This is a genomic window from Halomonas sp. SH5A2, assembly GCF_014263395.1.
Taxonomy (GTDB): domain Bacteria; phylum Pseudomonadota; class Gammaproteobacteria; order Pseudomonadales; family Halomonadaceae; genus Vreelandella.
In genome coordinates this window covers 632339-658615 of the sequence record NZ_CP058321.1, presented here as the reverse complement: position 1 = coordinate 658615, position 26277 = coordinate 632339, and the positions used below count along the sequence as shown (strand labels likewise).

Annotated in this window: 26 protein-coding genes and 1 tRNA gene; 22 read left to right on the top strand and 5 right to left on the bottom strand. The window is 58.5% G+C overall.

Annotated elements, in window-relative coordinates; all coding sequences use genetic code 11:
- Positions 1-17 precede the first annotated feature (17 nt).
- Together HXW73_RS03130 and HXW73_RS03125 are read left to right on the top strand one after the other, a co-directional pair.
- Positions 18-1310, top strand: coding sequence for a hypothetical protein (locus HXW73_RS03130; protein WP_186254851.1), 1293 nt, complete (start codon positions 18-20; stop codon positions 1308-1310).
- Positions 1310-2371 (top strand): phage integrase, encoded by a 1062-nt coding sequence (locus HXW73_RS03125; protein WP_186254850.1) that lies wholly within the window; start codon positions 1310-1312, stop codon positions 2369-2371. The genes HXW73_RS03130 and HXW73_RS03125 overlap by 1 nt, the downstream gene beginning before the upstream one ends.
- 17 nt (positions 2372-2388) lie before the next feature.
- Here the strand turns inward: HXW73_RS03125 and HXW73_RS03120 are convergent.
- Positions 2389-2475, bottom strand: a tRNA-Leu gene (locus tag HXW73_RS03120).
- Between the two features lie 113 nt (positions 2476-2588).
- On the opposite strand from HXW73_RS03120, the gene queA reads away from it, so the two are divergent.
- From queA to secF, 5 genes are all read left to right on the top strand, one after another.
- Positions 2589-3620 carry a tRNA preQ1(34) S-adenosylmethionine ribosyltransferase-isomerase QueA gene (gene queA / locus HXW73_RS03115; RefSeq protein ID WP_186254849.1) on the top strand — a complete coding sequence of 344 codons (1032 nt, stop codon included), beginning with the start codon at positions 2589-2591 and terminating at the stop codon, positions 3618-3620.
- A gap of 58 nt (positions 3621-3678) precedes the next feature.
- Positions 3679-4797: a tRNA guanosine(34) transglycosylase Tgt gene (gene tgt, locus HXW73_RS03110; protein ID WP_186255892.1), complete on the top strand. Its 1119-nt coding sequence runs from the start codon at positions 3679-3681 to the stop codon at positions 4795-4797.
- Between the two features lie 69 nt (positions 4798-4866).
- Positions 4867-5193, top strand: coding sequence for a preprotein translocase subunit YajC (gene yajC / locus HXW73_RS03105; protein WP_066321865.1), 327 nt, complete (start codon positions 4867-4869; stop codon positions 5191-5193).
- A 133-nt stretch (positions 5194-5326) separates the two neighbouring features.
- Positions 5327-7177 carry a protein translocase subunit SecD gene (secD, locus tag HXW73_RS03100; protein WP_186254848.1) on the top strand — a complete coding sequence of 617 codons (1851 nt, stop codon included), beginning with the start codon at positions 5327-5329 and terminating at the stop codon, positions 7175-7177.
- 34 nt (positions 7178-7211) lie between these two features.
- On the top strand, positions 7212-8138 hold the full coding sequence (gene secF / locus HXW73_RS03095) for a protein translocase subunit SecF (protein WP_186254847.1): 927 nt from the start codon (positions 7212-7214) through the stop codon (positions 8136-8138).
- 104 nt (positions 8139-8242) lie between these two features.
- Here secF and HXW73_RS03090 read toward each other — a convergent pair whose 3' ends face one another.
- Positions 8243-9037, bottom strand: a complete 795-nt coding sequence (locus tag HXW73_RS03090; RefSeq protein ID WP_186254846.1) for an inositol monophosphatase family protein — start codon at positions 9035-9037, stop codon at positions 8243-8245.
- Between the two features lie 142 nt (positions 9038-9179).
- Between HXW73_RS03090 and HXW73_RS03085 the strand changes: the two genes are divergently transcribed.
- From HXW73_RS03085 to der, 14 genes are all read left to right on the top strand, one after another.
- On the top strand, positions 9180-9968 hold the full coding sequence (locus tag HXW73_RS03085; protein WP_186255891.1) for an RNA methyltransferase: 789 nt from the start codon (positions 9180-9182) through the stop codon (positions 9966-9968).
- Between the two features lie 125 nt (positions 9969-10093).
- Positions 10094-10954 (top strand): serine O-acetyltransferase, encoded by an 861-nt coding sequence (cysE, locus tag HXW73_RS03080; protein ID WP_186254845.1) that lies wholly within the window; start codon positions 10094-10096, stop codon positions 10952-10954.
- A gap of 76 nt (positions 10955-11030) precedes the next feature.
- Positions 11031-11498: a Fe-S cluster assembly transcriptional regulator IscR gene (gene iscR, locus HXW73_RS03075; RefSeq protein WP_186254844.1), complete on the top strand. Its 468-nt coding sequence runs from the start codon at positions 11031-11033 to the stop codon at positions 11496-11498.
- Between the two features lie 39 nt (positions 11499-11537).
- Positions 11538-12695, top strand: a complete 1158-nt coding sequence (locus tag HXW73_RS03070; RefSeq protein WP_186254843.1) for an IscS subfamily cysteine desulfurase — start codon at positions 11538-11540, stop codon at positions 12693-12695.
- A gap of 39 nt (positions 12696-12734) precedes the next feature.
- On the top strand, positions 12735-13061 hold the full coding sequence (locus HXW73_RS03065; protein WP_085918432.1) for a HesB/IscA family protein: 327 nt from the start codon (positions 12735-12737) through the stop codon (positions 13059-13061).
- A 156-nt stretch (positions 13062-13217) separates the two neighbouring features.
- Positions 13218-13643, top strand: a complete 426-nt coding sequence (gene ndk / locus HXW73_RS03060; RefSeq protein WP_066321880.1) for a nucleoside-diphosphate kinase — start codon at positions 13218-13220, stop codon at positions 13641-13643.
- An 89-nt stretch (positions 13644-13732) separates the two neighbouring features.
- The gene (rlmN, locus tag HXW73_RS03055) at positions 13733-14911 is read left to right on the top strand and encodes a 23S rRNA (adenine(2503)-C(2))-methyltransferase RlmN (RefSeq protein WP_186254842.1); all 1179 of its coding nucleotides are present in this window, start codon (positions 13733-13735) and stop codon (positions 14909-14911) included.
- A 96-nt stretch (positions 14912-15007) separates the two neighbouring features.
- Positions 15008-15745 (top strand): type IV pilus biogenesis/stability protein PilW, encoded by a 738-nt coding sequence (pilW, locus tag HXW73_RS03050; protein WP_186254841.1) that lies wholly within the window; start codon positions 15008-15010, stop codon positions 15743-15745.
- A gap of 47 nt (positions 15746-15792) precedes the next feature.
- A complete protein-coding gene (locus HXW73_RS03045) occupies positions 15793-16815 on the top strand; it encodes a RodZ domain-containing protein (RefSeq protein WP_186254840.1) in 1023 nt (340 codons plus the stop codon).
- Between the two features lie 7 nt (positions 16816-16822).
- Positions 16823-17938, top strand: coding sequence for a flavodoxin-dependent (E)-4-hydroxy-3-methylbut-2-enyl-diphosphate synthase (gene ispG / locus HXW73_RS03040; RefSeq protein WP_186254839.1), 1116 nt, complete (start codon positions 16823-16825; stop codon positions 17936-17938).
- 35 nt (positions 17939-17973) lie between these two features.
- Positions 17974-19269, top strand: coding sequence for a histidine--tRNA ligase (gene hisS, locus HXW73_RS03035; protein WP_186254838.1), 1296 nt, complete (start codon positions 17974-17976; stop codon positions 19267-19269).
- Between the two features lie 82 nt (positions 19270-19351).
- Positions 19352-20008, top strand: coding sequence for a YfgM family protein (locus tag HXW73_RS03030; protein WP_186254837.1), 657 nt, complete (start codon positions 19352-19354; stop codon positions 20006-20008).
- A gap of 68 nt (positions 20009-20076) precedes the next feature.
- The gene (bamB, locus tag HXW73_RS03025) at positions 20077-21216 is read left to right on the top strand and encodes an outer membrane protein assembly factor BamB (protein ID WP_274600596.1); all 1140 of its coding nucleotides are present in this window, start codon (positions 20077-20079) and stop codon (positions 21214-21216) included.
- The gene (gene der, locus HXW73_RS03020; RefSeq protein WP_186254835.1) at positions 21213-22616 is read left to right on the top strand and encodes a ribosome biogenesis GTPase Der; all 1404 of its coding nucleotides are present in this window, start codon (positions 21213-21215) and stop codon (positions 22614-22616) included. Before bamB ends, der begins: the two co-directional genes overlap by 4 nt.
- A 4-nt stretch (positions 22617-22620) precedes the next feature.
- On the opposite strand, the gene HXW73_RS03015 is transcribed toward der, so the two are convergent.
- Entirely contained in the window at positions 22621-23493 is an 873-nt protein-coding gene (locus tag HXW73_RS03015; RefSeq protein ID WP_186254834.1) for an ATP-binding protein, read from the bottom strand.
- A 98-nt stretch (positions 23494-23591) separates the two neighbouring features.
- Between HXW73_RS03015 and HXW73_RS03010 the strand changes: the two genes are divergently transcribed.
- Positions 23592-24395, top strand: a complete 804-nt coding sequence (locus HXW73_RS03010) for a M48 family metallopeptidase (protein WP_186254833.1) — start codon at positions 23592-23594, stop codon at positions 24393-24395.
- Between the two features lie 118 nt (positions 24396-24513).
- Here HXW73_RS03010 and aroE read toward each other — a convergent pair whose 3' ends face one another.
- Entirely contained in the window at positions 24514-25335 is an 822-nt protein-coding gene (gene aroE / locus HXW73_RS03005) for a shikimate dehydrogenase (protein WP_186254832.1), read from the bottom strand.
- Positions 25332-26273, bottom strand: a complete 942-nt coding sequence (gene hemF / locus HXW73_RS03000) for an oxygen-dependent coproporphyrinogen oxidase (RefSeq protein ID WP_186254831.1) — start codon at positions 26271-26273, stop codon at positions 25332-25334. Before hemF ends, aroE begins: the two co-directional genes overlap by 4 nt.
- Positions 26274-26277 lie beyond the last annotated feature (4 nt).

Genomic DNA, 26277 nt, shown 5'->3' with positions numbered 1-26277 from the left:
TTTAAGGAAAAAAGCTCATGGAGCGTTGGAACCGTTATTCGATTGCCTCCCTTGAGAAAGGCGAGCAAGACCCGTTTGGAAAATTGTTAATCAGCTCGGCGGGTCAGCGTGAGCTAGACCATATTCGCTTACTCAATGCAGGCGTGGACACCGTACGTCAGCTATACCAGGGCAAGCCCTGCCTAAGCCAATTCGATGAAATCATCACCGTGTACAACGAAGGCAAAGGCGCGACTATGCGCCTCTTTGATGTGGAATGGTCAGTGGGGGCCGGCGCAGCCGGTTCCGGCTTCCGCTATCGCCTCCAGAACAACGAGCTAGGCGTGATCGTCTTTTTCCAGGCACGACACACCAAAATTGAAAACATCGGCACCCACCTGAAAATTGAGCTCTCCCCGCACTTCATCCAGGAGCGCAGCCCCCAGCAGTGCCAAGACTTCATGTACAACATCGCCGCTCACATGCTCGCCTATGTCGAGCCGGTCGGTTGTGCCATTCACCTCGCCTTGGACGTCCAGGGCTGGGAACCCCCCACCGACTTTATGCAGCGCTTCGTCACCCGATCTAAAAAGATCATGCGGATCGACGGTATTGAAGACCTGGAGTTTTCCCACGGCAGCATTGCCACCACCTATGGCCGCGGTGAAACCTACATGTTTGGAACGGCAGGGGCGCTGCAATGCGCGATTTACAACAAGACCTTGGAAGCCAAACACCGCGACAAGATGCACTTTTGGGAAGGCATCTGGAAACACGCCGTTAACGACGACCTAAGCGGTGCTTACGATCCCGACGAAACCGTCTGGCGTATCGAACTGCGTTTTCATCAATCCGTGCTACGGGAGTTTGCCCAGGGCGTCCCCTGCAACGTCGATACTGGCGAAGTCCTGGACGCCTCTCACGGCTTCAACCGCTTCATTGACGTGGTACCCCACCTCTCCGGCCTCTGGCGAACCGCCATGCAGTCTTACCGCCTGGACACTCGCCGCAACCTGATCGATCCCGCTTGGCAGGTCATGCAGGAAGACGCCCGCTTCTACTGCCACGAACCCGCGTTCATGTACAAGCGCGCTCGCAAAACACCAGGCTTGGGCAATGAAAAAAACGTCACCCTGGCGTTTGGCAACCTCATCAGCATTTACGCCCGCCAAGGCTTCCGCACCCATGAAGCCGTCCGCTACCTCCAACGCTCCGGCATGTGGGAAGACCTCGCCGAATACTACCGACGAAGGGGCGTCGACTCCGGTCAATTCCGGCAGATCGTGGAACAGAAGCTGATCGAGCGACGATTGGTAGGGAAGGCAGCGTAATGACCATTAAGAAAGTCAAAAACGGCTGGCAGGTCGATGTTCGCCCCAATGGCGTTGGAGGGAAACGGGTTCGCAAAACTCTGCCTTCACAAGCCAAGGCCAAACGTTTTGAAAGCTATGTGCTTGGCCAAGCGGCGATTGGTGAACCTTACGAGCCCAAAAAGCGCGACAAACGCCGCCTGAAAGATTTGATTCAGCTTTGGTATAACTACCACGGTGTTTCACTCAAAGATGGTAACCGTCGTTACTCTCAGCTGAATGCACTGGCCGATATGATGGGCAACCCGCTTGCTACCACGATCACCCCTGCAGACGCGACACAGCTTCGGCAAAAGCGCCTTGAAGCGGGTATTACCCCAAACACCGTCAATCACGACCAGGCACACTTACGGGCCGTATTTAATAAGCTCATCAAGCTGGACGAGTGGAGCGACGGAAACCCCTTCGCCAAAGTCCAACCCCTTCGCTTGAATGAGAAGGAACTCTCGTACCTCACCCCCGAGGATATCAGTGCCCTTTTCGAAGCCCTCGACGACTCAAATAACCCCGATGTACGGCTTATCACTCACTTGTGCCTGGTAACGGGAGCTCGATGGAGCGAAGCTCAATACTTGCGAGCTGAGATGCTACGTAATGGCCGTGTCACTTTCACCGGTACCAAAAACGGCAGAAATAGAACCATCCCGCTTCCCCAAGATCTCTATCAAGCGCTATTAGCTCACGGCCCCAGGATTGGAAGACTTTTTCCAAACCCAGCCTACAAAGCGTTTTCCACAGCCATTTTAAAAGCAGGCATCGTGTTACCCACAGGCCAACGTACCCATGTTTTACGCCACACGTTTGCCTCTCATTTCATGATGAACGGCGGGGATGTGCTGACGTTACAAAAGATCCTGGGGCACCAGACCATTGCCATGACAATGCGTTATGCCCACCTGTCACCCGACCACCTAGCCGACGCGATTAAGTACGCGCCGAAAATCACGGTGGACAAAAAGTGGACACAAGAGAATTTACAGGAAGGAAAAGCAGGAATTTCAGACACAAAAAAAGGCACTTAAGTGCCTAATTTTAAAGATGGTGCCGGTGGCCAGACTCGAACTGGCACGCCTGTTACAGCGGCGGATTTTGAATCCGCTGCGTCTACCAATTCCGCCACACCGGCAATGGCTGCGCATTATACGTAGATCACCTTCTAGGTCAATCACATTGACTGACTTTATCCACGTAAAGCGCTATCCTATGCCGCCCGTTTGGTCACCGATATAGAGCTTTTACATGCAGCGTGCGGATTTTCACTTTGAGCTACCCGACGAGCTTATCGCCCGTTACCCGTCTGAACAGCGTAGCGACTGCCGTTTGCTGTGCGTAGATGGCCAGAGCGGTGCGCTCGATCACCGCCGTTTTCCCGATTTGCTTGAGCTCCTCGAGCCCGGCGACCTGCTCGTATTCAACGATACCCGGGTGATCCCGGCGCGCCTGCACGGCCAGAAGGCCAGCGGCGGCAAGGTGGAAATGCTGCTTGAGCGACCGTTGGATGCGCACCGTGGCCTGGTGCATATCCGTTCGAGCAAGTCACCCAAGCCCGGCACCGAGCTGATCTTTGAAGGCGATATTCACGCCGTCGTTGAAGGCCGCCGCGATGCGTTGTTCGAACTGCGCTTTTTAGGCGATACGCCAATGATTGCGCTACTGGAAAAGCACGGCCATATGCCGCTGCCACCCTACATTACCCGGGAAGACGAGCTAAGCGACCGCGAACGCTATCAAACCGTTTATGCCCGGCGCGATGGCGCGGTGGCAGCGCCTACGGCTGGCCTGCACTTCGATCAGCCACTGCTCGATGCGCTGGCGGAAAAAGGTATCAACAGCGCCTTTGTGACCTTGCACGTCGGCGCTGGCACCTTCCAGCCGGTGCGTGTGGACAACATTCATGAACACCATATGCATAGCGAGTGGATTGAGGTGACAGAAAACACCTGCCAGCAGGTGCGCGCCACACAGGCAGCGGGCAAGCGGGTGATTGCGGTGGGCACGACCAGCGTGCGCTGCCTGGAGAGCGCCTGCCTCAAGAGCCCAGACAACCAGATTGCCCCGTTCAGTGGCGATACCGATATCTTCATCTACCCGGGCTATGAGTGGCGCTGCGTGGATGCGCTGATCACCAATTTTCACCTGCCCGAATCAACACTGTTAATGCTGGTCTCGGCATTCGCAGGTTACGATAACATCATGCACGCCTATCAAGCGGCGGTTGACGAGCGCTATGCCTTTTTCAGTTATGGCGATGCCATGCTGCTGACCCGCTAATCTTGTCGCGCTTTAACCGCTTTCTGAACGAGTAACAACGATGCGAAACGAATCCTTTATGCGCTTTGAGCGCCTGGCCGAGGACGGTCGCGCGCGCCGGGGCCGCCTTCACTTCCCGCGGGGAACGGTAGAAACACCTGCCTTTATGCCGGTGGGCACCTACGGTACGGTCAAGGGCATGACGCCTGACTCCGTCAAAGAGATCGGTGCCGAGATCATCCTGGGCAATACCTTTCATCTATGGCTGCGCCCCGGCACCGAGGTTATCGAAGCCCATGGCGACCTTCATGACTTTGCCCAATGGGACAAGCCGATTTTGACCGATTCCGGCGGTTTTCAGGTGTTCTCGCTGGGCGAGATGCGCAAAATCACCGAGCAGGGCGTGCATTTCCGCTCGCCGGTGGATGGCAGCAAAGTGTTTATGGGCCCGGAAGAGTCCATGGCGGTTCAACACTCGCTGGGGTCCGATGTGGTGATGATCTTCGACGAGTGCACGCCCTACCCGGCGACGTTTGAAGAAGCCGAGAAATCCATGGAGCTGTCGCTGCGCTGGGCCAAACGCTCGCGGGACGCCCACGGCGATTCGCCCTCGGCGCTGTTTGGCATTATCCAGGGCGGCATGCACCCCGAGCTTCGCGAACGCTCGCTGAAAGGGCTGCTCGATATCGGCTTTGATGGATTGGCGATCGGCGGCTTATCCGTCGGCGAGCCCAAAGAAGAAATGATCAAGGTGCTCGACTATCTGCCCACCTGGATGCCTGACGATACGCCCCGTTACCTGATGGGCGTCGGCAAGCCCGAAGACCTGGTGGAAGGCGTACGCCGCGGCGTGGATATGTTCGACTGCGTGATGCCCACGCGCAACGCGCGCAACGGCCACCTGTTTACCGCTGATGGTACCGTCAAGATCCGCAACGCCGTCCATCGCTTTGATACCCGTCCGCTTGAAGAAGACTGCGATTGCCATACCTGCCAGCATTTCTCACGTGGCTACTTGCACCATCTTGACCGCTGCAACGAAATGCTTGGCTCCATGCTCAATACCATCCACAATCTGCGTTACTATCAAAGGGTGATGGCTGATTTGCGCGCGGCAATCGAAGCGGGTACATTGACGAACTTTGTGGAAGGCTTCTATGCACGGCGCGGCCTGTCGGTGCCTCCCCTTGCGAATTAATCGGCGCGCGTATTAGCGGGCGCTTTTTCTTGCTCAATCATTGAGTTTATAACCCAGGAGTTCTCTGCAATGCTGGATTTCTTCATCTCACCAGCCCACGCCCAAGCAGGCGGTGCTGGCGGTGGTATTGCGCAAATCGTGATGCTGGTCGGTTTTGTGCTGATTTTCTACTTCCTGCTTTGGCGCCCCCAGGCCAAGCGCGCGAAGCAGCATAAGCAATTGATCAGCAACCTGGACAAAGGCGATGAAATCGTCATTGGCGGCGGCATGGTAGGCCGTATCACCAAGGTGAGCGATGAGTTTCTGACCATGGAAATCGCCGAAGGCACCGAGGTCAACGTGCAGAAAAACGCCGTTGCCACCGTGCTGCCAAAGGGCACCATCAAGTCCATCTAATGTAATGATGTAGCACCCCTGCCTTAATGCCAGCCATCCCGGCAGGGGTGACATGGTATCCACGATGGTGAACCTTGCTGCGCATGGTATGTCTATGCGCAGCATTCCGTTTGTAATTGAAGGCAGGGCTTGCATGCTCAACCGTTACCCCCTGTGGAAGTATCTATTGATACTGGCCGTTTTAGTGGCCGGCCTTATCTACGCACTTCCCAACCTGTTTCCTGAAGATCCCGCTGTCCAAATCAGTAGCGCCGAAACCGGCGAAACGCTGGATGAAAGCGAAATTGAGCGTGTCGAAAGCGCCCTCAATGAAGCCGACATCGCAATCAAGTCCATCGAACAAACCAACCAGCAGTGGCTGATTCGCCTGTCTGATTCTGATGATCAGCTGCGTACCAAGGAAATCGCCAGTGACCTACTGGGTGATGACGCCACGGTGGCGCTTAACCTTGCCGAAGCCACCCCCGGCTGGCTGCAGGCATTTTCTGCCTCGCCAATGACGCTTGGCCTCGACTTGCGCGGCGGCGTTCACTTCCTGCTGGAAGTGGACATGGAAGCGGCCCTAACCCAGCGGCTGGAAGTTAACGCCAGCGCCGTCCGCGAAATGCTGCGTAGCGAGCGCATTCGCTATCGCAACACCGAGATAGACGAGCGCAGCCTGTCGATTGACTTCGCAGGCGAAGAAGATCGCGATGAAGCGCGCCGCATGATCAGCCGCGAATTCCCCGACTTTGAATACAGTAGCGAAGAAGAAGGCCGCGCAGCGCGTCTGGTGATGTCACTGACCGACGACTTGGTTAATGAAATACAGGACTACGCGATCAATCAAAACCTGACCACGCTGCGTAACCGGGTGAACGAGCTAGGCGTCGCGGAGCCATTGGTGCAACGCCAAGGGCCCAACCGAATCGTGGTCGAACTACCCGGCGTACAGGATACCGTGGCCGCCAAGCGCGTCGTGGGCGCGACAGCAAACCTGGAGTTCCGCCTGGAGGCGCGCCCTGACGCACCCGACAACGAAACGGAAAGCTTCAGCTTCCGTAATCAACCATCACGTTCAGCCGATCTGATGCGCGACGTCATCGTCACCGGCGACAGCGTTTCAAACGCCAGCCGCAGCTTTGACGAAAACGGACGTCCACAGGTCAACATCGACCTGGATGGCACCGGCGGCACCCTGATGAACCGCGCCACGCGCAGTAATATCGGGCGCAACATGGCGGTGCTGTTCATCGAGCACAAAACCGAAGATCGCACGGTGATAGAAGATGGTGAAGAGACCACGGTTCGCGAACCCTACGTTGAACGTGGACTGATCAGTCTGGCGACGATTCAGAGCGCGTTGGGTAACAGCTTCCGCATTACCGGCCTTGAGTCGCCCACCGAAGCCGCTGAGCTTGCCCTGCTGCTGCGTTCGGGGTCGCTTGCCGCCCCCATCTACTTCGTGCAGGAACGCACTATCGGGCCAAGCCTGGGGGCCGACAACATCGAGCGCGGACTGCTTTCGGTGCAAATTGGGCTACTGCTAGTCGCGCTGTTTATGCTGGTGCGTTACAAGGTGTTTGGCATTTTCGCCAACATTGCCCTGGCGCTTAACCTGACGCTGCTGGTGGCGGTCATGTCGATGCTGGGAGCGACGCTGACGCTTCCAGGGATCGCCGGCATCGTGCTCACGTTGGGCATGGCGGTGGACGCCAACGTACTGATATTCGAGCGAATACGCGAAGAATTGCGCAATGGCATGTCGGTTCACCAGGCGATCTACTCGGGTTACGAGCGGGCATTCACCTCGATCGTCGACGCCAACATCACCACGCTGCTGGTCGCAGTCATTCTTTTCTCGATTGGCACCGGGCCGGTCAAAGGCTTCGCCGTCACCCTGTCTATCGGTATTTTGACCTCGATGTTTACCGCACTGTTGGTGACGCGCGCCATGGTCAACCTGACCTACGGCAGCAAGCCCGTCAAAAAGCTGTGGATCTAACGCCAATGCTCAGCCCAGATTTCACGAGGTGGTCATGAAACCTTTAACACAACGGCAAATCGACTTTATGGGGCGCCGCAAACTGGCGTTCATCGTCGCTGCCGTCCTGCTGATCGTGTCGATTGGCGCGATTTTTTTCCAGCAGCTGAATCTAGGCCTGGACTTCACGGGCGGCACCCTGATTGAAGTGCGCTATGCCGAAGCCCCTGCTCTCGACACGATACGCCAACTGCTGCAAGACAACGGCTTTGAAGACGTCGCCGTACAAACCTTTGGCGCTTCCAGCGAAGTACTGATACGCCTGCGCCAGGCCTTCGACCCAGAAATCGGCAATCAGGTTGTCAGCTTACTGAGAGGCGATGGCGCGAGCGTTGATTTGGTACGCGCCGAATTCGTCGGCGCCCAGGTGGGAGACCAGCTGCGTGACCAAAGCGGTATGGGTCTGCTGGTCGCGCTGGGTGTGGTGATGCTCTACGTGGCGCTTCGCTTCCAATACAAGTTCGCCATTGGTGCACTGCTTGCGTTGATGCATGACGTCATTATCGTGGTCGGTTTTTTCGCCATATTTCAGCTCGATTTCGACCTGACCGTACTGGCGGCGATTCTCGCGGTCATCGGTTACTCGCTTAATGACACCATTGTGGTATACGACCGCATGCGCGAAGAAATCCGTATGTCGCGCATTGACGATATGCCGCAAATTTTCAACGATGCGATCAACGCCACACTTTCGCGGACATTGGCAACCTCAGGCACCACTCTGCTGGTACTCATTGCCCTGTTATTGCTGGGCGGCGACATGATCCAAAACTTCGCTATCGCCCTGCTGGTAGGTATTGTGGTGGGGACATTTTCATCCATCTATGTCTCTGGTGCCCTGCTGCTCCCGCTCAAGCTATCGCGCGAAGACTTGATCCCACCACAGAAAGAAACCGACGAAGAAGAGGAAGAGCTGCCCTAATCGGCCAGGTAATGCTTCCAAAAAAACGCCCCTGCCGTTATCCACGGCAGGGGCGTTTTGTTTTGATGACGGCGTCTTGATAATCGCGTTTAGATGGTTAGGACTTAAACGTGTGGCGCAAGCTGCTTGATAATCGATTTATACAGACGCGGCCCAGCGGCTAACAGCTGGCTTTCGGCTTTTACGTTGGGTTGCCCATCCGGGGTCCCCATCAATGCACCGGCTTCTTTCAACAATAGGCTGCCCACCTGCAGATCCTGCTCTTCAAGACCCAGCACAAAGGCGCTATCAACGCGACCCGTCGCCAGCTCGCAGATATCCAATAGCCCACTGCCCGTGGCCACCAGCGTATCCACCTGGGGAGCCAACTGCTGGGTAATGGTCAAGTAGGCAGGTAACAGACGGGGGCGCAGCCACGCTTCGGGAAGGCTCATCGCCAGGCGGGTAGCGCTGATCGCCTTGGCTTGGCTAACCCGCATACGCTTGCCGTTGTACTGGGCACCGCGGCCACGGCTGGCGATGTACTCGTCGTCGGCAAAGGGGGCGATAATCACCGCATGCTCGGGACGACCTTTAATCAAACACACCACTGACAGTGCAAAGCCCTTACCCGCCACGGCCAGGTTGGAATAGCCGTGCAATGGTTCAATTTTCCAGACGATATCTTCGCTTTCATCCTGCCCGGGCTTGAAGGTCGTGTAGCGACCGATGACGCCGTGCTGGGGATAACCACGCTCCAGTTGCTGAACAATTGTTCCCTCGGCTTTACGCGCCGTGTCTTCAAGAAGCTTGTCGAGGTTGAATTCGTCGTGGGCATTTTCAATGCGCTCGCGCACCTTCAAAAAATGCTCAACAGCGCTACGCGCCGCGCGCAGCGTAAATTGGACCATCGGATTCATGGTTGGGCCTTGTCACAGTGATGTTAAAGAACGTTAGGCGTAGACATCGCCTATGGCGCGCAATTCTAGCAGACCGCTATCGGGCATGCTATCGACTCATGGTAAACTGCGCCTTTTCCGCTTTCAGGGGTCGGGTTTTATCATGCTTGAGCGCGTCCGCATTGTACTTATTGGCACCAGTCATCCTGGCAATATCGGGGGAGTGGCCCGCGCCATGCATAATATGGGGCTCGCTGACCTGGCACTGGTGGCGCCGCGCTGCGACGTCATCACACAAGACAGCATTTCCCGCGCCTCGGGGGCCGACCATCTACTCCACAGCGCCCAGGTGTTCGAAAGCATTGAAAACGCCGTGGCGGACTGCACGCTGGCGGTGGGTGCTAGTGCCCGGTCACGTACCCTGCCATGGCCAATGCTGACTCCCCGTGAGCTGGCCGACCGCCTGCCCGCTGAGTGCCAGCCAGCCGCGTCTCGCGTGGCATTGGTTTTTGGCCGCGAGGACAGCGGCCTGACCAACGCCGAGCTTCAGCGTTGCCATGCTCACGTGCATATCCCCACCAATGCCGATTTCAGCTCGCTTAACCTGGCGGCGGCCGTTCAGGTGCTCGCCTACGAATGCCGCATGGCCTGGCTGTCTCAAGCTAGCCATGAACAGAGCGCCAGTGGACCAACCGCTACGGCTCAACCGGTCACGGTGTCCCAGGCAGACGATGATCTGGCGTCCCATGCGGCCCTTGAAAACTATTTCGAGCACCTGGAACGGGTGCTGATAGCCATCGGGTTCCATGACCCTGAAAAGCCCCGTCAGCTCATGGCGCGCCTGCGGCGTCTTTATCTGCGCGCCCGCCCTGAACAGATGGAAATGAATATTCTGCGCGGCATTTTATCCGCCACCGAAAAGGCGGCACAGCACAAGCAGCCACGTGAGTGAGGCGCTAGACTTGAAGAGAGCGTCATACGCCCCCAATATCAAACGTCTACTGCGCTTAATTACCCTGCGATGCGGGTCAAAACCGCCCGGTGACGAAGTGAACTGCCAACGCCCAAGGGATCCCCATGTTTCAACGCCTGCGTGAAGATATCAACAGCGTCTTTGAACGCGATCCGGCCGCCCGCAACTTTCTTGAAGTGCTGACCAACTACCCCGGGCTTCATGCGCTGCTGCTGCATCGCTGCAGTCACTGGCTGTGGAAAAAAAACCTCAAGTGGCTATCGCGTTCAATCTCGACGTTTGGCCGCTGGCTGACGGGCATAGAAATCCATCCCGGCGCGACCATCGGGCGGCGGTTTTTTATTGACCATGGCATGGGCGTGGTGATTGGCGAGACCGCCAGAGTGGGCAATGACGTAACGCTCTATCAGGGCGTTACGCTGGGGGGCACCAGCTGGCACAAGGGCAAACGCCACCCAACGCTGGGGGATGGCGTGATCGTCGGCGCTGGCGCGAAAATCCTCGGCCCCTTTACCGTCGGCGCGGGGGCTAAAATCGGCTCCAATGCCGTGGTCACCAAGGAAGTCCCAGCCGGGGCGACGGTGGTCGGCATTCCCGGCAAGGTGGTGAAGCGTGCCGACCCGGACGTCGAAGAAGCCCTGGACGTCGACCCGGCTCGCCGCGAGGCGATCTGCCAGAAATTTGGTTTTGATGCCTATGGCGTGAGCGAGGACATGCCCGATCCTGTCGCCCGCTCCATGCAGGCCATGCTGGATCACATGCACGCGGTGGACGAACGCATCGAACGGATGTGCTCGACGCTTCGTAAACTGGATGCCAGCTACCGGGATGGCCAGCTACCGGCGCTACGCGACGAAGATTTCGCCGACATCCTGGATGAAGCAGACGCTGCCTGCTCGGATTCAGCAAAACACACCCGATCAACGGCCTCGACCGAGCAGGACACCTCATCGGGCAATGGTTGACCAAAGCACTCGGGTTTTCCCATAATGGCATTACATTTGCCGTTAGCGCTGAGCCACCGGCGTCGAGGTACCTGTCATGCGTTTGACTACCAAAGGGCGTTACGCCGTAACCGCCATGCTGGACTTGGCACTGAATGCCCAGCATGGGCCCACCAGCCTTAGCGATATTTCCCAGCGTCAAGAAATATCGCTGTCGTATTTGGAGCAGCTGTTTGCACGGCTGCGTCGCTATGGGTTGGTGAATAGCGTGCGGGGGCCGGGTGGCGGTTACCTCCTCGCCCACGCGCCGGACAGCATCAGCGTTTCCCAGGTGATTGATGCGGTTAACGAAACCGTCGACGCCACACGCTGCCAGGGGCTTTCAGACTGCCAGCAGGGGGATACCTGCCTGACACACCACTTATGGTGTGATCTATCGGCGCAAATTCGCCATTTTCTTAACGACGTCACGCTGGCTCAATTGATGCAGCGACCCGATGTGATGCAAGTAGCAGAACGCCAACAGCAACGGGTCGCGGCGGGCATTCTGGCATCGCAATCCTGATATCCAAGCACCCTTTTTCACCACAGGTACATGACCACGATGACTGCTGCTGCGCTTCCCATCTACCTTGATTATGCCGCCACGACGCCGGTCGACCAGCGCGTGGCCGAGGTGATGCAGCGCTACCTGACCGTGGATCAGCTGTTCGCCAACCCTGCTTCGCGCAGCCACATGCTCGGCTGGCAGGCGGAGCAGGCCGTTGAGCAGGCGCGTCGCCAGGTGGCCGATACGATCGGGGCTGACCCACGCGAAATCGTCTGGACCAGCGGTGCCACTGAGGCCGACAACCTGGCACTGATCGGCTTCATGCGCGCCAACCGCGAACGTGGCATGCACCTGGTAACGTCAGCCATTGAACACAAGGCAATTATCGACACCGCCCGGGCACTGGAACTCGAGGGCTTTGAGGTTACATGGCTTTCTCCGGGCGCAGATGGCTGCATCCAGCCCGATCAACTACGTGAGGCCATGCGCGATGACACCGCGCTTGTTTCGCTGATGGCTGTTAACAACGAGCTCGGCAGCATCAATGACATCGCCGCCCTGGCCGCGGTGACCCATGAGTTCGGCGCCGCCTTTCATTGCGATGCTGCCCAGGCCGTCGGCCGCATCGAGCTCTCGGTGGTTGCCCAACAGGTGGATTTGATGTCGCTGTCGGGCCACAAGGCCTATGGGCCGAAGGGCGTGGGGGCGCTCTACGTGAAGCGCCACCCGGATATTCGGATCGAGGCGCTGATTCACGGCGGTGGACACGAGCGCGGCATGCGCTCGGGCACCCTGCCCACCCATCAAATTGCCGGCATGGGTGAAGCCTTTAACCTGATGCAGCAGCAACATGCTGCAGATCAAGCGCATATTACTCAGTTACAGCAACGCTTTTTAAAAGGGCTAGAGGGGCTGGACGGTGTCTATGCCAACACCCCTGTTTCCCAGGCAGTCCCCAACATCTTGAACCTCGCCTTTGAAGGCGTGGAGGGTGAATCGCTACTGATGGGGCTGCGCGATGTCGCCGTTTCTACCGGTTCAGCGTGCAACTCTGCCAGCGTAGATCCGTCATACGTATTACTTGGCATTGGCGTACCGCGACGTCTTGCCCTCTCGTCGATTCGTTTCAGCTTCGGACGCTTTACAACCGAGGCTGACATCGACCACGCTATTACGCTTATCCGCCATGCGGTGAGCGGGCTGCGCGCTTAGCAGCGCTAAGCGGCTGACTACTTACAGGAGGACGCCTCAATGGCCACACTCAACATTACTCCAGCTGCCGCCCAGCAGATCCAACAAGTGCTCGACGAACGCGGTCAAGGTCTGGGCCTGCGCGTTTCCGTCAAGCCCAGCGGCTGCTCAGGCTATAGCTATGTACTGGACTTCGCCGATCAGGTGAACGACGAGGACGTTCGCTTTGAAGCCAATGGTGCGAGCGTTTATGTTGCCCCCGACGCAGTGGAGATGCTCGACGGCAGCGAAGTCGACTACGTTAACGAAGGGCTGAATCGCTTTTTCCGTTTCAATAACCCCAACGTAAAAGACGAATGCGGCTGCGGTGAAAGCTTTACTGTCTAGTGCGCGTCACAGGCTCATGGCACGGCGGTATTCATCCCCCGGCTTAAGCGCTATAATCGCGCCACTCGTCAGTCCATATGACTGCCGACACCTTACTTGCACCGCCCCGGTCACCCGGGGCGGCGATGTTTTTTATCCTTTCAGGAGACGCTGAACATGGCAACTGAACGCACGCTATCTATCATCAAACCCGACGCCGTCGCCAAAAACGCCATCGGCGAGATCATCGCCCGTTTTGAGAATGCCGGGCTGCGCGTTGTCGCCGCCAAAATGCTGCACCTGTCGGAAGAAAAAGCTGGCGGCTTCTACGCAGAACACAAAGAGCGTCCGTTCTTCAAGGACCTGGTCGGTTTCATGACCTCAGGTCCGGTTGTCGTGCAAGTGCTTGAAGGCGAAGGCGCGATTGCCAAAAATCGCGACTTGATGGGGGCCACCAACCCCAAAGAAGCCGCAGCTGGCACGATTCGCGCCGATTTTGCGGAAACAATCGACGCCAACGCTGTCCATGGCTCTGACTCTGTGGAAAGCGCCGAGCGCGAAATTAACTACTTCTTCAGCAACGACGAAATCTGCCCGCGCTAGCCTCTAAGGTAGCGCCGCCGTTTCAACGTCTGTTGCCGGCCATTTACGCGGGGGCCTCGCCCCCGCCATTTCCCTATACGCTGACCGCCATGACCACCACCGTAGCCCAACATACGCCTAGCTCTGCCCCCCAACAAACGCCCAGCGCACAAGCGACGCCCGAGCGTCAAAACTTGTTGGGCATGTCGCGTGAGCAAATGGCGGCCTTTTTTGTCTCTATCGGCGAAAAGAAATTCCGTGCCGCCCAGGTGATGAAGTGGATTCACATCGAAGGGTGCGACGACTTTTCCGCGATGACCAACCTGTCAAAACCGCTGCGGGAAAAGCTCGCCCAGGTGGCGGAAATTCGCGGGCCAGGGGTGATCTACGAGGGCACCTCAAGCGATGGCACGCGCAAGTGGGTGCTGGAAGTGGAGGACGGCAGCTACGTTGAAACCGTGCTGATCCCCGCCGAAAACGGCAAGCGCCGCACCCTGTGCGTCTCTTCCCAGGTGGGCTGCTCGCTGGACTGCAGCTTCTGCTCAACCGGCAAGCAAGGCTTTCAGCGCAACCTCACCGCCGCTGAAATCATCGGCCAGGTCTGGGTCGCCCAGCGCAGCGTCGGGCCGCGTCGGGATACCGCCAACCGGCCGGTGACCAATGTGGTGATGATGGGCATGGGCGAGCCGCTACTCAACTACGACAACGTCGTGCCGGCCATGAAGCTGATGCTCGACGATGACGGCTACGGCCTGTCCAAGCGGCGGGTAACGCTTTCTACCTCGGGCGTGGTACCCATGCTGGACAAGCTCGGCGATGAGCTCGACGTCAGCCTGGCGGTGTCGCTTCACGCCGCCAACGATGAGTTGCGCAACGAACTCGTGCCGCTAAACCGCAAGTACAACATTCGGTCATTGATGGATGCCTGTCACCGCTACTTGGCCAAATGCCCCGAAAACCGGTTGGTGACCATCGAATATACCCTGATCAAAGACGTCAATGATCAGCAAGAGCACGCCGAGCAGTTGGCGGCGCTGCTTGACGAGCTACCCTGTAAGATCAACCTGATTCCGTTCAACCCGTTCCCCCACTCCGGGTATGAAACACCATCGCGGAACCAGACGATGCGTTTTCAGCAGTGGCTGCACGACTTGGGCTACACTGCTCCCATTCGGTCGACTCGCGGCGACGATATTGATGCCGCCTGCGGACAGCTTGTCGGCCGTGTGAAGGATCGCACCAAACGCAGCGCCCGCTATATCCAATCGATTCAATTGGATGCCGACTGATGAGACGCCTTCTTGACTTCCGGTTAACACAGCGCTTTGATGGACACGGTTTAATTTAGCGATCCCTCTTTTTACTGTTACCTTGCGAGGATCTACATGATGCGTCACCGCAGGCTTTACCACCCATCTCGGGTGCCCTTGCTCGCCGCGCTGATCGGCAGCATGTGGCTAGCCGGCTGTGCCTCTACCTCCAATGTACCTTCCTCGCCGTCAACACCCGAGGCCGCATCAGCCTATACCCAGCTCGGCGTTGCCTACCTGGAGCGCAACAACCTGCCAAGAGCCCTCAATGCACTGGACCGTGCGCTTGAGATCGCCCCCGACAATGCGGAAGCGCTGCAGGCCATCGCGTTGGTCTACCAGCAGCAGGGTGAAAGCAACCTGGCTGACCAGCACTTCCGGCGAGCTATAGAGACGGCGCCTGGTTATACCCGTGCGCGCAACAATTACGCCGCGTTTCTTTACCAAGAGGGGCAAGAGGAAGCCGCCTGCAACCAGCTGGAAATCGCTTCCCAGGATGCCCAGTACGATAATCGTACCCAACTTTTTGCCAATTTAGGGCAATGCTATATGGCCCTGGGCAAGACCGAATTAGCACGCGAGCGCTTTAAACGCGCGCAACAGATCGATCCGCGCAACCCACGCGGCTATTTAATGTTAGCTGAACTCGAATATTCACAGGGCAATTACGCCGAGGCATGGTCACCGCTGCAAAAACACCTGCAGCTTGCCGGTCCGAGCCAGGATGCGCTGACGCTGGCCATTGATATTGCCGAGGCCAGAGGCGACCGCGCCGCTGTGGCCGACTATCAACGTCAGCTGAGTGCCAACTGAGCGATGGACGCCCTGATCACCGATTATTTAATGAAGGATGCTCAGCCATGAGCGAGACACCGTCACAAGCCAGCGACACCCCAAACGTTAATGACTCCCCCGGCGAGCTGTTGGCCCGCCGCCGTGAACAACTTGACATCGCCCTTAACGACGCCGCTCGGGCGCTGAACCTGCGCCCTGCCGTCGTAGATGGCTTGGAGCGCGATGATTACAGCGAAATCCCGGTGGTGACCTATCGCCGCGGTTACCTGCGCGCCTATGCCAAATATCTCGACCTCGATGAACGACAGATACTAGAGGCTTACCGGGCACGCTTTGGCGAAGCCGATGTCGAACGCAAAGTCACTCCGGTAGCGGTCACCAGGCCGCCCTCACGCCTGGGCGCCTGGTTATTCAAGCTGGTCACGTTGTTGATCATCGTGGCGTTGATTGCCGTTACCGTCATGTGGTGGCAGAGCCGCGGGGGTAGCGAGCTCCCCGACCTGGATTCATCGTCATCGATGAACGCACCCGCCGAGCAGGATCAGGCAGGTGATTTATCCGACGAGCCCACACAGACTGAACCGGATGCTTCATCCAGCGAACCCGAAGAAGTACCGACATTTGACGATCTGGTCGCTGAAGATGACACCGGCACAGCGGAGAGCGATCTTGCCGCAGAGGGCACCGCAGACGATACCAGTGAGACAAGTAACGATACGTCCTCAACTGAGCCTGATCCTGCATCGCTGGTCGATGGCGATGAGGCGGCTCAGGCCAACGATCTGGCAACAACGGATAGCGAGGAAGATGATAGCAACAACGATGACGGCAGCAACGACGCCAACCCTAACCTTCTGACGCTGACCTTCAACGAACAGTCGTGGACAGAAATTATCGATGCTGATAACCAGCGCGTGCTGGTAGGACTTCAAGAACCTGGCACTTCCGCCAGTGTCGAAGGTCAGCCACCGTTTAGACTCACAGTGGGCAACGTCACTGGCGTTGAAATGCGCTACCAAGGCGAAAATGTCGACTTGACGTCTCGCGCAGGCGCCAACAACGTGGCTCGCTTCACTCTGGGAGAGTAACCGATTTATGCACGCTCATTCGCCCATTAAGCGCCGGGCTTCGCGCCAAATCCATGTGGGTAATGTTGCCGTTGGCGGAGATGCACCCATCGCCGTTCAGAGCATGACCAACACGGATACGCTGGACGTTGAGGCGACCGTTGCGCAAATTGCCCAGTTAGAGAAAGCCGGGGCTGATATCGTTCGCGTGTCAGTACCCGACATGGACGCCGCTGAGGCCTTCGGCAAGATCAAGCGCCTGGCCAACGTGCCGCTGGTCGCCGATATCCACTTTGACTATAAAATCGCCCTGCGCGTGGCCGAGCTGGGCGTTGACTGCTTGCGCATCAATCCAGGCAACATTGGTCGGGAAGATCGCGTCCACGCGGTCGTCAGCGCGGCGCGCGAGCACGGTATTCCTATCCGCATCGGCGTTAATGCGGGTTCTCTCGAAAAAGACCTGCAAAAAAAATACGGCGAACCGACACCGGCGGCCCTGGTCGAATCGGCGATGCGCCATATCGACTATCTGGATCGCCTGGATTTTCCCGACTTCAAGGTCAGCGTCAAGGCCTCGGATGTCTTTATGGCCGTGGCCGCTTACCGCGACCTGGCAACACGTATTGAACAGCCGCTACACCTGGGCATTACCGAAGCAGGCGGACTGCGCTCCGGCACGGTCAAGTCCTCCATCGGCCTTGGCATGCTGCTGATGGATGGCATTGGCGACACGATTCGCGTTTCCCTTGCGGCCGACCCAGTGGAAGAAATCAAGGTCGGCTACGACATGCTGAAAAGCCTCAAGCTACGCTCCAAGGGCATTAACTTCATTGCCTGCCCGAGCTGCTCGCGGCAGAATTTCGATGTCATCAGCACCATGAACCAGCTTGAAGAACGGCTGGAAGACGTCATGACACCGCTCGATGTGTCGGTCATTGGCTGTGTCGTCAACGGCCCTGGCGAAGCCAAGGAAACCGATATCGGCCTGACCGGCGGCAGCCCCGCCAACCTGGTGTATATCGACGGCAAGCCGGCGAGCAAATTACGCAACGACCACCTTGTCGATGACTTGGAGCGGCTGATCCGCGACAAAGTACGTGAAAAACAGCAGCAGGAAGACAACACGATCGCCCGCAGCGTTTAAACGCGACGCGGGATAGCCGACCCAGGGAGTTTGCCTTGAGCAAGTCTGTAGCTAAAAAAATCCAAGCCATTCGAGGCATGAACGATCTATTGCCCAGCGAGAGTTCTCGCTGGCAATTTTTTGAAGGAAAAGTCCGCCAGTTGATGCAACGTTACGGTTTTGCGGAAATTCGCACGCCGATCGTCGAACAAACTGCGCTGTTTGCACGTTCCATCGGCGAAGTCACCGACATCGTCGAAAAAGAGATGTACACCTTCGAAGACCGTAACGGCGACAGCCTTACTCTGCGTCCCGAGGGCACCGCCAGCTGCGTTCGCGCCGCCATGGAAAACGGGCTTCTGTACAACCAGACCCAACGGTTGTGGTACCAAGGGCCAATGTTCCGCCATGAGCGGCCGCAGAAGGGTCGCTATCGCCAGTTTCACCAAGTCGGCATCGAGGCTTACGGTTTTGAAGGCCCGGACATTGATGCCGAGGTGATTCTGCTCTCTGCTCGCCTGTGGAAAGAGCTGGGGCTGATGGAGCACGTCACCCTCGAGCTTAACTCACTGGGCTCCAGCGAAGCCCGCGCGGCTTACCGCGACAAGCTGGTCGCCTATTTCGAGCAGCACCGCGACGTGCTCGACGAAGACGCCAAGCGGCGACTGACCAGCAATCCGCTGCGCATTCTCGACTCCAAGAACCCGGCCATGGCCGAGATGCTCGACGGCGCCCCGCGCTTGCTGGATAACCTCGACGAGCCTTCGCAAGCCCACTTTGAGCGGCTAAAAGCCATGCTCGACGCCGCGGGTATTGCGTATGTCATCAACCCGCGACTGGTCCGCGGGCTCGACTACTACTCGCGTACCGTCTTCGAATGGACCACGACGGCGCTGGGCAGCCAGGGCACTGTATGTGCGGGTGGCCGCTACGACGGCCTCGTCGAGCAGTTGGGCGGCAAACCCACCCCCGGGGTCGGTTTTGCCATGGGCATTGAGCGACTTATTCTATTGCTCGAAACCCTCGATCTTATGCCCGACGAAGCCGCCAGCGACGTGTATCTGCTGGCAATGGACGACACGGCGACGATTGCCGCGATGACCCTGGCCGAGCAGCTACGCAGCGAGCTCCCCTGGCTACGCCTGCAGCTGCATTGCGGCGGCGGCAGTTTTAAAAGCCGCATGAAAAAAGCCGATAAAAGCGGTGCGGCGTTCGCCCTGCTGTTAGGTGAAGACGAGATAGCCGAACATACCGTCACGCTCAAGGCATTGCGCGACGACCAGGCACAGCAACGCGTCTCCCAGGCAATGCTGGCTCAAACGCTCAGCGAGCAGCTACCCAACACACCCTAAACGGGTGGCAGGTATTGCCTGCCACTCAGCCCATTATGATCGTTGCCATGAGCGGCGGTTATTGCTGAATAGGAGGCCGCCCGTGGCGGATAGAAGCGAAGACGAACAGCTGGATGTGATCAAGCGCTGGTGGAAAGAAAACGGCACGTCACTGATAGCTGGCGCTGCGCTGGCGGCAGCCGGCGTATTCGGCTGGAACGCCTGGCAGGATTATCAAGCCGGCAAAGCCGAGGCGGCGTCAGTCCGCTATCAGCAGTTGGTTAGCCTCGCCGCTGGCAACGAACTCGAAGGCGACCAGCTCAGTGAAGCCCGTGAGATGGTCGACGAGATTGTCAGCGAGCACGACGACACCCTGTACGCCGAGTTGGCCTTACTGCTTGATGCCCGCCTGGCTGTCCAGCAGGATGAGCTGGACAGCGCCGTTGAGTCACTTACACAGGTGGCGGAATCCTCTTCGCGGCGCTATGTGCAAAGCCTTGCCTGGCTGCGGTTAGCGCGTCTTGCGATCACCAACGAGGACCCCGAACGCGCGCTAGAATTACTCGATGAACCGATCACCGAATCCCTGGCAGCACAGCAAGCCAACGTCCGGGGCGACGCCCACATGGCGCTTGGCCAGAACGATCAGGCCCGAAACGCCTGGCAGGATGCCCTTGAGCTGGCGCAGCAACAAGACCAGCCGCTATACGGCGTGCAGTTCAAGCTTGACGATCTCGGCGCTGAGGAGACAGCTCAATGAAACCCCTGTTTTTAAAATCAATATTTTCAACATCTAGGTTTTCGAAACCTACGCTTTCAACCCCCATGATGCGCGCCACGCTAGGCGCCGCGGCGCTCGCCTTATTAGCTGGCTGTGCGAGCAAAAGCGAACCCGCTTACACGCCCAAAGAGCTTAAAAGCTTCGAAGCAAGCTCAACCCTTGAGAGCCTTTGGCAACACGACGTAGGCGACGGCCTCGGCCGGGCGCGTTATCCCATTGCGCCAGCACGCGAGGGCGATAACGTCTTCGCCGCCGACGCGCAAGGCGTGGTGATGTCGTTTGCTGCCGACGACGGCGAGGAACGCTGGGAAGTCGACCTCGACACGCCCATCTCCAGCGCCTTGACCGCGATTGCCGGTCAGGTCTACCTGGGCACGCGCAACGGCGAAGTCATTTCCCTGAACCAAAGCGACGGCAGCGTTAACTGGCGCTCGCGGGTCTCCAGCGAAGTGCTGGCAGCCCCCCAGGCCAACCCGGAGCTGCTGGTCGTACAAAGCATCGACGGCCAGGTGACCGCCCTTGATCGCGCAAGCGGTGACCAGCGCTGGGTATTTTCCAGTTCGCTGCCGTCACTGACGCTGCGCGGCACCGGCACGCCGCTGGTGATCGAGCCGGTGAGCTTTGTCGGCCTGGCCAACGGTCGCTTGACGACCATTGATAACCGCAATGGCCAGCCACTATGGGATATGCAGATTGCCACTCCTCAAGGTCGCAGCGAAGTCGAGCGCCTTGTCGACCTTTCAGGCCAACCGATTCTCAGCCGGGAAGGCCGCCTGTTCGTGACCAGCTATAACGGCCAGGTGGTGGCCCTGGAGGCAACCCGCGGCAACGTCCTTTGGGAGCGCGAGATATCCAGCCGCCACACGCCCTTACTGGTGGGTGACCTGCTGTTTGTGGTCACCGACGATAGCCACGTAGTCGCTATTGACAGCAATAACGGCGAGGAAGTGTGGCGTAACGACGCCTTGGAAGATCGCTGGCTGACGGCCCCCACCTTCGCCGACGGACGCTTGGTGGTTGGCGATTTTGAAGGCTATGTACACCTGATCGACGCCCGCGAAGGTGAGCTGGTGGGTCGCACCCGAGTCGACAGCTCGGGCATTAGTGTCCCGGCGGTCACTGAAGGCGGCGTGATTCACGTGCTGGCTAATGATGGACATTTTGAAACGCTGGAAGTCTCTCCATGACACCTGTGATTGCGCTAGTTGGCCGCCCTAACGTGGGCAAGTCGACGCTGTTTAACCGCCTTACCCGCTCGCGGGATGCGTTGGTCGCCGACTTTCCTGGCCTGACCCGCGATCGCAAGTATGGCAACGGTATGCTGGGCAATAAAGCCTATACCGTGATCGACACCGGCGGCATCAGCGGCGACGAACAAGGCATCGATGCGGCCATGGCGGAGCAATCGCTGGCCGCCATCGACGAAGCGGATATCGTACTGTTCATGGTCGATGCGCGGGCCGGGCTGAACATGGCCGACGAGGCCATTGCCAACCACCTGCGGGTCAACCAGAAGAAAACCTGGCTGGTGGTCAACAAGACCGATGGGTTGGAAGAACACTCGGCCATGGGCGATTTCTGGTCGCTCGGCCTGGGTGACCCATGGCCGATTGCGGCGGCGCACGGTCGCAACGTCTCGACCCTGATGGATACGGTGCTTGAGCCCTTCCCCGAACGCGATGCCGACATACCCGCCGACACCGGCACCAAGGGCATTCGTATCGGCGTGATCGGGCGGCCCAATGTGGGCAAATCGACACTGGTCAACCGCCTGCTGGGCGAAGAACGCGTTGTCGTCTTCGATGAAGCCGGCACCACGCGTGACGCCATCGAGATCCCTTTCGAGCGCCGCGGCAAGCCCTATGTGCTGGTCGATACCGCCGGTGTCCGGCGACGCAAGAACGTCAGTGAGGTGGCCGAAAAGTTTTCCATCATCAAGACCCTCGACGCCATTAAAGAATGCCATGTCGCGGTGATGGTGCTGGATGCGCGCAGTGGACTGGTCGAACAGGACCTGCATCTGCTCGATTACGTTCTCACCTCGGGCCGTGCACTGGTGCTGGCAGTCAACAAATGGGACGGCCTGGAAAGCGAAGCCAAGGATAAGATGCGCAACGAAATCAAGCGCCGTCTGGGCTTTGCCGACTACGCCGAGATGCACTTTATCTCGGCGCTGCACGGGACGGCGGTAGGCGATCTTTATCCCTCGATCGAGCGCGCCTTCAACGCCGCCAACGCCCACTGGTCCACCAACCGGCTGACCACGCTGCTTCAGGATGCTGTCAGCCAGCACCCGCCACCGATGATTCACGGGCGGCGCATCAAGCTGCGTATGGCCCACCAGGGCGGCAGCAACCCGCCGATTATCGTCGTCCACGGCAACCAGACCGATTCACTGCCCGATGCCTACCGCCGCTACCTGACCAACACCTTCCGCAAGGTGTTGAAAGTACGCGGCACGCCCATGCGCTTCGAGTTTCGCTCCGGCGACAATCCCTTCGATCACATGGCAGGCGCCAGCGACAAGGAAAAGGCCAAAAAGCGCGAACTCAACCGGACCAAAGAGGCACGTAAAAGCCGCCGTTGAAAGTCTAAGCCTTGTCGTGCAAACCCTTGCGGCCTACCCAGTGGGCCGCAAACTGCCAGGCGGTGCGGCCGCTGCGCCCGCCGCGCAGAGTTGCAAAGCGCAGCGCTTCGGCACGCGCCTCATCATCCCAACTGACGTTCTCGCCGCTCACCCGCGCGACCCAATGGGCGCACACGTCCAGGTAGGTTGCCTGGTTGAAGGGATGAAAGCTCAGCCATAGTCCGAATCGGTCCGACAGCGAGATTTTCTCCTCCACCGCATCGCCATGATGCAATTCCTCACCTACCAGTTGCGAGCCGCTGTTGTCATCCATCGATTCGGGCAGCAAATGACGACGGTTCGAGGTGGCATACAGCAATACGTTTTCCGGTGGCCCGGTGAGCGCTCCATCGAGGACGCTCTTGAGCGCCTTGTAGGCATCGTCGTTGCCCTCAAAAGAGAGGTCGTCGCAGTACACGACGAAGCGTTGTGGCTGATGACGCAGCTGTTCGACCAGTACCGGCAAGCTTGAGAGGTCATGGCGGTCAATCTGCACCAGGCGTAAACCTTCCCCTGCCAGTGAGTTTAGCAACGCGCGCACCACCGACGATTTGCCGCTGCCTCGCGCTCCCCACAATAGCGCGTGGTTGGCGGGCAACCCCTTTAAAAACGCCCGGGTATTATCCACCAGCGCCTGCTTTTGCCGTTCAATGCCCAACAGGTCGTCCAGCGTTAATGCATCCCTTGGCGGCACCGCCACCAGACGCCCGCCCAGCGGATGACGCTGCCACAGTGCAGCCACTTCCGTCTGCCAATTAACCGGTTCGGCCGCGGGGGGTAACCAATGGTCCAGTCGATCGAGTAAGCGGGTTAAACGCTGGCTTAATTCGGCATCCATAACGACTCTCTTGGTGAATTATTCGCATGAGGATTGATTTACCCTGTACAGCCGTTATCTTGGGGCAAGGAATTCACTTTCACAAAAGGAAATACGCCATGCGCTGGTTTCGCCCTCTCGCCATTATGGCCCTATGCGTTTCTGTTGCGGCCTGTTCGACATCGCCTACCGGGCGCTCGCAGCTACTGTTGCTATCCGACGACGAACTCAACAACATGGGTAGCCAAGCCTTCAACCAGTATCAGCAGGAATTGCCCAGTGCCGGTCCGGCGAGCCAGCGCTACGCTCAATGCATTGCCGATGCCATCGTCGCGGTACTCCCCCAGGAGCAGCAACGCCTGGACTGGCAAATCCGCGTCTTCGAGGCTGAAGAGCCCAACGCCTTTGCGCTGCCTGGGGGCTATATGGGCTTACACACCGGCATGCTGGATATCGCCACCAACCAGGACCAGGTGGCATCGGTGGTCGCCCACGAAATCGGCCACGTGCTCGCCAAGCACTCCAATGAGCGCGCATCAACGCAAAGCGCTACCCAGTTGGGGCTTTCCGTCATTTCCAGCGCTTCCGGCCTTGAAGGCGCAGGCGGTGAGCAACTGATGGGCGTCCTTGGCATGGGGGCGCAATACGGCATCATGCTGCCCTTCTCGCGCCGCCATGAAAGCGAAGCGGATACCATTGGTCTGAACCTGATGGCCCGGGCCGGGTTTGACCCCCGCGAGAGTGTCTCGCTGTGGCAAAACATGCAGCAGGCGTCTGGCGGCGGCGCACCGCCGGCCTGGATGTCGACCCACCCAAGCCAAGGCCAGCGTATTGAAGGGCTGCAAGCCGGCATGAGCAATGCCATGGCCACCTTTGAACAAGCACGCAACAGCGGCCGCACGCCCAACTGCCCACGCCCGTAACGAACAGCCGCCGCTGCCTCTCGGAAGCGGCGGCTCATCAGGGTGCAATATTCAGGTAAACGCGAAAAGTCGCTACTTAGCTATAGTTCATTAAATATGGCTCATTAAACATCGCTCATTAAACATAGTTCAGCGACTGACGCAGCCGCGCCCGCACCGGCACCGTATCAGGGCGCTGGTTGCGCCACAGATAAAACGACTCTGCCGCCTGCTCGACCAGCATGCCCAGTCCGTCCAGCAGCTTCGCCCCGCGCGGCCCGGCCCACTTTAGAAACACCGTCGGCTCGGCACCGTACATCATGTCGTAGGCCCAGGCGCCGTTGGCAAACAGGTCATCGGGCAGCGGTGGCAAGTCGCCCGAGAGGCTGGCACTGGTACCATTGATGACCACGTCAAATTTACCGTCCAGGCTGTCGAAACCACCACCCTTGATCGGCCCCAAGTCGGCAAAATCCTCGGCCAGCTGCCGGGCTTTTTCCACCGTGCGATTGACCACGACAATTTCACTGGGTTGCTCGGCAAGCAAGGGCTCCAGGATACCGCGCACGGCCCCCCCTGCACCGACTATCAAGACACGCTTTCCCGCTAGCGCCACACGGTGATAAGCCAGATCGCGTACCAGGCCAACGCCATCGGTGGTATCCCCGTAGGTGCGCCCATTACCGCCCAGAATCAGCGTATTCACCGCCCCCGCCCGGCGGGCACGATGGCTCAGCGTATCGCACAGCGCGAAGGCATCCGCTTTGAACGGCACGGTCACATTGGCACCTCGCCCGCCCTCGGTGCAAAACGCCTGCCACGCCGCCGCCAACTCGCCTATCGGCGGCTCTAAGGCGCTATAGTCGATGTCCTGCCCCGTTTGATCAGCAAAGTCAGCGTGAATCATGGGCGATTTGGAGTGGCCAATGGGGTTGCCAAAGACAGCGTAACGATCGGTCATAGAACCTCCTCGCCACGCGTCCTGGTGGCTTCGTCGAGCCAGTCGCGGGGCACAAGATACGCATTGAGCCGCGCTTCGGGGCTATCGTTCTCCGGTGTGAACGCATATTCCCAGCGGGCCAGCGGTGGCATCGACATCAGGATGGACTCGGTACGTCCCCCGCTTTGCAGACCAAACAGCGTCCCCCGATCCCATACCAGGTTGAACTCGACATAGCGACCGCGGCGATAAAGCTGGAATTGACGCTGCCGCTCGTTCCAGGCATCGCCACGGCGACGCTCGACAATCGGCAGGTAGGCATCCAGAAAACTGTCGCCGACGGCACGTTGAAAAGCAAAGCAGTCGTCAAAGCTGCCGTCGTTGAGATCGTCAAAGAACAAGCCGCCCACGCCCCGGGTTTCTTCACGGTGCTTGAGATAGAAGTACTCATCGCACCAGGCCTTGTAGCGCGCGTAAATGTCGTCGCCAAACGGCGCGCAGGCCGCGCTGGCCACCCGGTGCCAGTGCACCACATCGTCAAACACCGGGTAGAACGGCGTTAAGTCATAGCCACCACCAAACCACCAAACCGGCGGCTCGCCCTCTTTTTCGGCGATAAAGAAGCGTACATTGCCGTGGCTGGTGGGCACATGAGGATTTTCCGGATGCAGCACCCAGGAAACCCCGACCGCGTGAAAACTGCGCCCGGCAAGCTCCGGCCGCGCGGCCGTGGCCGAGGGCGGCAACTGGGTGCCGAACACATGCGAGAAATTGACGCCGCCTTTTTCAAACACGCTGCCATTTTCAATCACCCGCGAGCGGCCACCGCCACCTTCTTCACGGTCCCATTCGTCCTGCTTGAAGTTTGCCTGTCCGTCAGCGCTTGCCAGCCCCTCGCAAAGGCGCTCCTGTAGATCTAGCAGGTAATTTTTGACGGTATCCAGATGTTCGTGCGCCACGTCG